This is a genomic window from Agathobaculum desmolans ATCC 43058 (assembly GCF_000701665.1).
Taxonomy (GTDB): domain Bacteria; phylum Bacillota; class Clostridia; order Oscillospirales; family Butyricicoccaceae; genus Agathobaculum; species Agathobaculum desmolans.
In genome coordinates this window covers 40813-48800 of the sequence record NZ_JNJN01000016.1, presented here as the reverse complement: position 1 = coordinate 48800, position 7988 = coordinate 40813, and the positions used below count along the sequence as shown (strand labels likewise).

The 7988-nt window shown below is 53.4% G+C and carries 8 protein-coding genes; 4 read left to right on the top strand and 4 right to left on the bottom strand.

The window, feature by feature from the left end:
* Window positions 1–790, bottom strand: a 790-nt coding sequence (locus tag T363_RS16550) for an N-acetylmuramoyl-L-alanine amidase family protein (protein WP_031474123.1), incomplete at its 3' end; no start/stop codon positions are given.
* A gap of 69 nt (window positions 791–859) precedes the next feature.
* Here T363_RS16550 and T363_RS0105760 point away from each other — a divergent pair.
* Genes T363_RS0105760 through T363_RS0105745 form a run of 4 tightly spaced genes read left to right on the top strand, consistent with a single transcriptional unit; the run spans window position 860 to window position 3625 of the window.
* Window positions 860–2131, top strand: a complete 1272-nt coding sequence (locus tag T363_RS0105760) for a glycoside hydrolase family 10-like protein (protein WP_051643121.1) — start codon at window positions 860–862, stop codon at window positions 2129–2131.
* Window positions 2132–2155: 24 nt separating this feature from the next.
* Window positions 2156–2896: an acyl-ACP thioesterase domain-containing protein gene (locus tag T363_RS0105755; RefSeq protein ID WP_031474119.1), complete on the top strand. Its 741-nt coding sequence runs from the start codon at window positions 2156–2158 to the stop codon at window positions 2894–2896.
* Complete coding sequence (locus tag T363_RS0105750; protein WP_031474117.1) at window positions 2893–3204, top strand: hypothetical protein; 312 nt, start codon at window positions 2893–2895, stop codon at window positions 3202–3204. The genes T363_RS0105755 and T363_RS0105750 overlap by 4 nt, the downstream gene beginning before the upstream one ends.
* On the top strand, window positions 3188–3625 hold the full coding sequence (locus tag T363_RS0105745; RefSeq protein ID WP_031474115.1) for a HEPN domain-containing protein: 438 nt from the start codon (window positions 3188–3190) through the stop codon (window positions 3623–3625). The genes T363_RS0105750 and T363_RS0105745 overlap by 17 nt, the downstream gene beginning before the upstream one ends.
* 53 nt (window positions 3626–3678) lie before the next feature.
* On the opposite strand, the gene T363_RS0105740 is transcribed toward T363_RS0105745, so the two are convergent.
* The 3 genes from T363_RS0105740 to ftsZ form a co-directional block, all read right to left on the bottom strand.
* Window positions 3679–4962 (bottom strand): glycosyltransferase family 2 protein, encoded by a 1284-nt coding sequence (locus tag T363_RS0105740; protein ID WP_031474113.1) that lies wholly within the window; start codon window positions 4960–4962, stop codon window positions 3679–3681.
* Window positions 4963–5546: 584 nt separating this feature from the next.
* Window positions 5547–6485, bottom strand: coding sequence for a magnesium transporter CorA family protein (locus tag T363_RS0105735; protein WP_031474111.1), 939 nt, complete (start codon window positions 6483–6485; stop codon window positions 5547–5549).
* Between the two features lie 184 nt (window positions 6486–6669).
* On the bottom strand, window positions 6670–7818 hold the full coding sequence (gene ftsZ, locus T363_RS0105730; RefSeq protein ID WP_031474109.1) for a cell division protein FtsZ: 1149 nt from the start codon (window positions 7816–7818) through the stop codon (window positions 6670–6672).
* Window positions 7819–7988: the final 170 nt, after the last annotated feature.

Genomic DNA, 7988 nt, shown 5'->3' with positions numbered 1-7988 from the left:
TGCGGCTCATGCGGACATCCACGCCATACGCGGCGAGGAAATCACGGCAGGCCAGCGCCATCGTGAGGTTGACATCTTTCTCCACCAGATAGCCGACCGCACCGGAATCGCTGCCGCCGTGACCGACGCCGATAAATACCTTCTTCTTGCCCATCGGTTTGCCCTCCTTGTTCTTTTTTCTCATACATACTACGCTGCACACCGGGCGGCCGTTCGCCCCCTCACGCTCCGGGGCGAACAGATAGCCGTCACCGGCGCGGTACATGCCCGTCGAACCGCCCGCATCCTGCACCAGCAGCAGGTCGATGGTGTACCGTCCGGTAGCGTAGTGCGCCACCTCGTCCTCCGTGCAGCCGTCCGAGGACTGTACAACAATGATCCTGCCGTCCGCCAGCTCGCCGATCATATTGCGGCTGCGGCGCGTGGTCTTGTCCAGCGGACGCACCACGTTGTCTTTCACCGCGACCTTGACACCCGCAACCACGTTGCCGGGGCTGACGGTCAACTTCTCGCCCGTGCCGCCGTAGCCGCAGTCTACGTCTTTCGCGCGCAGGTACTGCAAGGTGCGCCCGCGGATCACGCCGTACCGGTCGTTGCCGCTGCCTGTCATGTTAAACAGGCACAGGTTGTACACCACATCGGCCTGCTCCTCCGCCGCCCATGTTTTGAGTGTCTTAGCGGGATAGGCCGGCGAGCCGTAAGGCGTTGCCGCAAACCAGATATCCCATTCATCACGGTCGTAGATATATCGTAGTCCTACATACAATCCATCCGTCCCGCTGTCAATCATCCTTGCTTTCTATCAGGGGCAATGGTAAAATAATTATATTCCAACAGCGCGTTTCAAAGGAGAATCATCATGCTGAGGAAACGTATTCTTTCTATTGTGCTGCTACTCACCCTACTGCTTCCGCAGGCCGGCGCGACCCAGACCGCACAGGACGGGCTGCGCGGCGTATGGGTATCCAGCGTATATAATATTGACTACCCCTCCCGTCCGGGACTGGATGCGGATGCCTTGAAAGCCGAAGCCGACACCATCCTTGACCATGTCAGGGACATGGGACTGAACGCCGTCTTCCTGCAGGTACGCCCTTCGGCGGATGCTTTGTATTCCTCCGCTTACTTCCCGTGGAGCCGCTATATCAGCGGCACTCCGGGACAGCCGCCGGATGGATCGTTTGATCCCCTTGCCTATTGGGTTGAGGAGGCGCACCGCCGCGGCCTGCAGCTGCATGCATGGATCAATCCCTACCGCATCACCAAAAACGGGGAGAGCGAATGGGATACCCTGCCTGCCGACAGCCCTGCCAAGCTCCATCCGGAATGGACCGTGCAGTATGAGGAAAACTACTACTTTAACCCCGGCCTGCCCGCGGTGCAGCATCTCGTGGTGGACGGCGCAGCGGAGATCGTTAAAAACTACGAAGTCGACGGTATCCATCTGGATGACTATTTTTACCCGGGGCAGGCATTCAGCGACGCGGAAGCGTTTGCGCGCTACGGCAGCAGTTTTGAAGATATCGGTGATTGGCGGCGTGACAATGTGAACCGGTTGATCGCCACACTTGACGAAACACTGCACGCGATCCGTCCGGAAATTTCTTTCGGTGTCAGTCCCGCCGGGATCTGGGATAACCGGGAAGATAACCCCAAGGGAAGCGACACACAGGGTCGTTCTGCTTACCGCGAAATCTACTGCGACTCACTCCATTGGATCCATCAGGGCACCGTGGACTATATCTGTCCCCAACTGTATTGGCCGATCGGCTATGAAATCGCAGATTTCGCTGTGCTGCTCGACTGGTGGCAGGACGCAGTCGCCATGAGCGATGTAGCACTGTATATCGGCATTGGCGCATATCGTGCAGCAGAGGCCGAGGCCGGTGATATCTGGTACGGCACCGCAGAGCTAAAGCGTCAGCTTGCCATGCTGGACAGCAGCATCGATGTGCAGGGCGAGGTGTTTTTCAGCTACACCTCTTTATGTGATATCCCGAACGGCGATACGATGCTTGCCGAACACTATCAGCCTGCAAAGCAGGATTCCGCCATGCCCCCGGCTGATATCGGTAAGCAGACCACCATGCTTGACCTGATCTCCCGCTTCATTATCAGCTTGTTTTATTAAACGCTTAAAGGAGGCGTATCCCCTGTGTCCGATCTTCTGTCCCGTGAATACGAAATCAACCACAGTTATATTGATAACCGCGGCATCGCAAAACCGTCCTTTTTGTGGTATATCATGCAGGATGCCGCTACCGTACATGCAGAAGCGCTCCACCTCGGTCCGCAGGAACTGCAGATCATCTGGGTGCTGTCCCGGATGCGCGCACAGTTGACGCGCCCGCTGCGCCCTTACGAGCGCATCCGCTGCGAAACCTGGTGTCCGGGCATCCGCGGGGTAAGCTGGTATCGCTGCTTCACGTTTTTCGCCGATGAACAGCCGGTTGGCGAAGCGCAGTCCATGTGGGTCACACTCGATCCCGCCACACACCATATCCTGCGTCCCAGCCTGCTTCCCCTGCCGGAAGGATATCTGCATACCGCACGCGGCGAGCTGTTCAAGCCGCTGCCGAAAATCACATGCGATACCGTGCGCCCGCACCATATCCATCCCGTGATGTATTCCGATCTGGATATCAATAACCACGTCAACAATGTGCGCGTCGTCGAATTGATTTCGGATGCACTCGATTTACAGCGGCAGCCGGGTTTTGTCTCCTCCCTACAGGTCAATTACACCGCTGAAACCGCATTCGGCGAGCAGCTTTCGCTGTTGTGCGGCACACAGGACGGTGCGCGCTACGTCCGCGGCGAAGTGGACGGTACACCGCATTTTGAGGCGCTGGCGACACTGTCGCCCATGGAACCGCAGGAGGTGACCGCACTGTGACCGATCTGATCCGTCAGGCCGTAGCTGATATTCTGCAAGTCTGCCAACCACGCAAAATCATTCTGTTTGCCGAAAAGCGCACGATGGCCACAGGCAAGCTCAAAGCGCTCAGCCTGTGCATCATCGTACCAAATGGCACGGACTGCCGCCGCCTGCGCCCTCAGCTTCATCTGGCGCTATCCGCAGAACTGCCGATCAACCTGAACGTATACACCGAGGAAGAATGGGACGGTCTGCTGACCGACAGCACGACCTATGCAGCATGGATCGCCCGGAAAGGTCAGGTAGTTTATGAGCCGCAAACGTAAAGGCGCATCCGACAGCCATTTCTACTATAAGTGGCTGGATAAAGCCCTGTGCGACCTGCAATGTGCCCGCCTGCTGCTGACCTATGGCGGCGATGTGTACAACATCGCATTCCATTGCCAGCAGGCGATTGAAAAAGCGCTCAAGGGCTATCTGCTCTACCGGACCGGCCGCCATTTCGACGGCCATAACCTGACCTACCTGTGCCGGCAGGCCATCCGCCTCGATCCTGAAGTATTTTCAGAATATTTGGACGAGAGTGCAGCACTCAATGACCTGTATATCGAAACGCGCTATCCGACCGACCTGCCGTTCGATATTGATGAAATGGAGATCCGGCGCTATCTGGATATGGCCGAGCGTATGTTTGCCGCGATCCGCCGCGAACTATACGAAGGCGGCCGCCCCCACCCAATCGAGTAAGCATGCAAAACCGTCCGTCGGAACGAATATTCCGACGGACGGTTTTTATTATATTATGCTTTTTCACGCTCATTCTGCGCCTTGGAAGCCATGCCATGGTGGATCGGCTTCCACTCCACCTTGCCGACCAATGCAGCAAGCGAAATCGGAATATAGGTCAGCATAAACAGCGGGAAGGTAAATACATACATCACCTTTTTCCATGCCGCGCCTTCGATCTGTTTCCATTCGGCAATCATCGTAAAAGCACCGAACAGGAACAGGCTGAACCAGATCCCCTTGAGCGTAGTCCACAAAATCCATCCCAGCATGCGCAGGACACGATATGTAATAAAGGCCGGCTGCGACAGGCTGCTCACACACAGAAACAGAGAAAGCAGCAGCACACCGATTGTAATCAAATTGCAGGGCGCCACGGTCATCAGCATATCATAGCAGGAAAAACCCTTACGCCCTCCCTGCAGCGTGCCCCGCAGCAGCGAACCGGTATACTTGGCATCTACCTGATAAAAGCCCTTGCTCCAACGCAGGCGCTGATCCCACGACTGGCGGAATTTGACCGGCTGCTCATCATAAATCACAGCCGTGCTGCAATAGCCGATTTTGCGGCCGCGCGCTGCGCAGACGATCGAAAATTCGATATCCTCCGTCAGCAGATGATACGGCCAGCCACCCTCCTCACGAATCACATCACCGGCTACCAGAAAGCCCGTACCCGAAACCGCGCAGTTCACGCCCAGCTTGGTACGCGGCTGGTTGAGGAAACGCGACTCCCGCAGAAACCACAAGGCGTAGCCTGCCGAGATCCAGTTGTCGCAGAAATTCTGCGAATTACGGTAGCTGGTCAGGGCGGCATATTCGCCGGTGTCGTACATCTTGTTCATTTCGCGCACAAATCCCGGATCAACCCGGTTGTCCGCGTCAAAGACAAAGAATCCATCATAGGTCTGCTCGCCGTAATCTTCAAAAATATGCCGGAACAGATAATCCAGCGCATAGCCCTTGCCGACCTGCACTTTATTAAAACGCTCGTATACGATCGCACCGGCGCGGCGCGAAACCGCCGCCGTATCATCCGTACAGTTATCCGCAATTACAAAGATATCAAGCAGTTCTGCCGGATAATCCTGTTTTTTCAAACAGCCAATCAGATTGCTGATCACCGCCGATTCGTTGCGGGCGGCAATCACCACTGCGTAACGGTGCAGTGCCGCATCCTGTCGGCCATGCCGTGCTTTTGCTACCATGCCTACAATCAAGTAAAAAATCTGATAGGAGTAGGCCGCCGTAAAAAAGATAAACAGTACAAATTGTAAGCTCTCTAAAAAACGAAGCATTGCATACCCTCTTCTCTTCCCTCACTGTACCAAACAGTTCCTTTTAATTCAGCCCTGTACTATCATAGCACTATTCCTGTTTTATGCAATAACTTTTCATTGTTCATTCACCTTTCATTTACAATTTTCTCTGTTTTCACGAAAAAACCCGGTTTTTTTCTTTTATTTTCATCACTGTTTTTTGTCACACTTCTGCGTTATCCATGCTGCATTATAGCATGAATAATCAAATAAATCCGAAGGAAATCCTTAATTTTCGACTTAGCGCATGAACCATGCGCCATAACTAGGGCATCCGGCACAATCTGAACCATATGGTCATCCGCAAGGCCACGCATATATAACCGTATCTATTTGCGTAAGATGGGAATATGCCTGACCTTTTCACATGTCCTTCCGCCTGTATCCGGCAAAATGCAACCTGCCGAAAAACAAAACGCTTAATAAGTAGTCACAAGGGACGCTGCACAGCGTCCCCTGAACTTTTCTCCGTGCTTTTGCCGGTGGCTTTCACACTGTTCTTCAGTCTCGCGTGTTTTTCCCCTTGGGCAAGATGGAAAAAGCGCCGTAAACGCGGCGCTTTTTCAGTCCAGATTTTTCTTTTTCAGCATATACCATGCAAAGAAGCAGGCACAGGCCGAAATAATCAACGGTACCCACCAGAACCACTGTCCCGGGATCCCGCCCTCGATATTCATTCCATAAAAACCAAAGATGATATTCGGAATGGTCATGATGATGGTCAATACCGTGAGCACCTTCATGATAATGTTTAGGTTGTTAGATACGACCGACGCATAGGCATCCATGGTGCCGGACAAGATGCTCGAATAAATACCCGCCATCTCGATCGCCTGCCTGATCTCGATCAGCGCATCCTCCAGAATATCGCGGTCATCCTCATACAGCTTGAGCACACGTCCGCGCAGCACCTTTTCCATCGTCACTTCATTGCCTTTGAGCGATGCGGAAAAGTAAACCAGCGATTTGCTCAGTCCCAGCAGTTGGATCAGTTCTTCGTTCTTGAGAGAATCATACAGCCGCTTTTCGATCCGTGTAAAGTCCCGCTCAATCATACGCAGGTTTTTCAAAAACCGTCCCGCTACACGCAGCAGAATCTGAAACACAAAACGGGTTCGCAGCGCCGTATGCACACCTTTAACTGCTCCCTCCGCAATCGAACGCAGGATAATGCTGTCCTCCAGACACACCGTAATAACAGCGTTCTGTCCTACGATAATGCCCATCGGCAGTGTGCTGAACATCTGCCCGCCATCTTCCACCGAGTTTTTTTCCACCATCGGGATGTCCACAATCATCAGCAGCTGATCATCCTCGGTTTCAATACGGGAGCTTTCCTCCGGGTCAAGCGCTGCCCGAACAAATTCTTCCTCTACACGTGCCGCCCGTGCGATCGTCTCCAGCTCATCCGAACTGGGATGCACCATATTGACCCAGCAGCCCTCTGCAAATTCACTGATCTCAGTCACACGGCCGTCGACCGTCTTATAAAACTCTACCATTTTCTACCGCCTTTCTACGGCGGCATCACAAAGTGGTGCCACCGTGGGTGTTTAATTTTGTGCTACTTCGAGGGTCTCCACTCACGATGACCTCACTCCCTTTACAAGAAATTTACATGGTATATTCAGACCAAAACAGCCCTTTTCAGGGCTGTTTTTGGTTATATCAATGTATTCAGCATTATCAGCGGTGATCCTTGTCAAAAATACGCATCAGCACATCAAACGCCGCATCATCCGAACCCAGTTCGGCGGACTTGGGCTGCGACGGTGCAGCCTTCTCCTCTGCCGCAGCAGTGGAAGCTTCGGTGAACAGACCGGTAGAGGTTGCCGGTTCGCTCTTCTTGTCTTCCATATTCAGCTTGGCGGAGTTCGGCACATTGTCAAAGCCGGTTGCAATAACCACCACGCGGATCTCGTCATCCATCGTATCATCAATGAATGCACCGAAGATGATATGTGCATCCGGGTGAGCCGCCTGCTGCACCATGGTAGCTGCCGTTTCGACTTCATCCAGACCGATATCGTCCGACCCGATAACCGAAACAATAACACCATGCGCCATATCGATCGAGGTTTCGAGCAGCGGGCTGGAAATGGCCATACGAGCCGCTTCCGCCGCTTTATCCTTTCCGGCTGCGCGGCCGGTACCGATATGTGCAAAGCCTGCATCCTTCATTACCGAGGTCACGTCTGCAAAGTCCAGGTTAATGAACCCCGGCACCGTGATCAGCTCAGAAATATTTGCAACAGCCTGCCGCAGTACACCATCCGCAATTTCAAATGCGTTCTTGAAGGTGATCTTCTGCTCCGATACGTACTTCAGGCGCTCATTCGGGATGATAACCAGCGAGTCAACATTTTTATTCAGTTCATCGATGCCGCCAAGCGCCTGCTCCAGACGCTTCTTACCTTCAAACGCAAACGGACGGGTTACAACACCAACTGTCAGGATGCCCATTTCACGGGCGATCTGCGCAACAACCGGCGCCGCACCGGTGCCGGTACCGCCGCCCATGCCGGCGGTGATAAATACCATGTTGGTATTCTGCAGCGCTGCTGCAATCTGTTCCTTGCTTTCCTCCGCTGCTTTACGGCCGATCTCCGGGTTAGCGCCTGCGCCCTGACCCTTGGTCAGCTTTTCGCCGATTTGGATCTTGGTGCCGGCCTGCGAGAAGTTCAGCGCCTGCATATCCGTATTGACCGAGACAAAATCAACGCCCTGTACGCCGCTTTCAACCATGCGGTTGACCGCATTGCCGCCGCCGCCGCCTACACCGATGACTTTGATATTTACTACATTATCCAAGCCCTGTTCAAACTCAAAACCCATTGTTGCCATCCTCCGTTTTATGATCAAGAATCGTTCAGATTTTCTTACACGTTCTTCGTACGCAGGGCTGTTCTCTGTCCGTTACAGGCAGACAACCCCTATTGTTTTAATTTTACCTCTATTCATCCTGTTTTGCAACAGAAATTAGTGAATTCCTTAAAAAAATCTTT

Bases quoted from the DNA above. Each gene is read 5' to 3' on its own strand.
- T363_RS0105760 (WP_051643121.1), top strand. From the start codon at position 860: ATGCTGAGGAAACGTATTCTTTCTATTGTGCTGCTACTCACCCTACTG.
- T363_RS0105740 (WP_031474113.1), bottom strand. From the start codon at position 4,962: ATGCTTCGTTTTTTAGAGAGCTTACAATTTGTACTGTTTATCTTTTTT.
- T363_RS0105745 (WP_031474115.1), top strand. From the start codon at position 3,188: ATGAGCCGCAAACGTAAAGGCGCATCCGACAGCCATTTCTACTATAAG.
- T363_RS0105735 (WP_031474111.1), bottom strand. From the start codon at position 6,485: ATGGTAGAGTTTTATAAGACGGTCGACGGCCGTGTGACTGAGATCAGT.
- ftsZ (WP_031474109.1), bottom strand. From the start codon at position 7,818: ATGGGTTTTGAGTTTGAACAGGGCTTGGATAATGTAGTAAATATCAAA.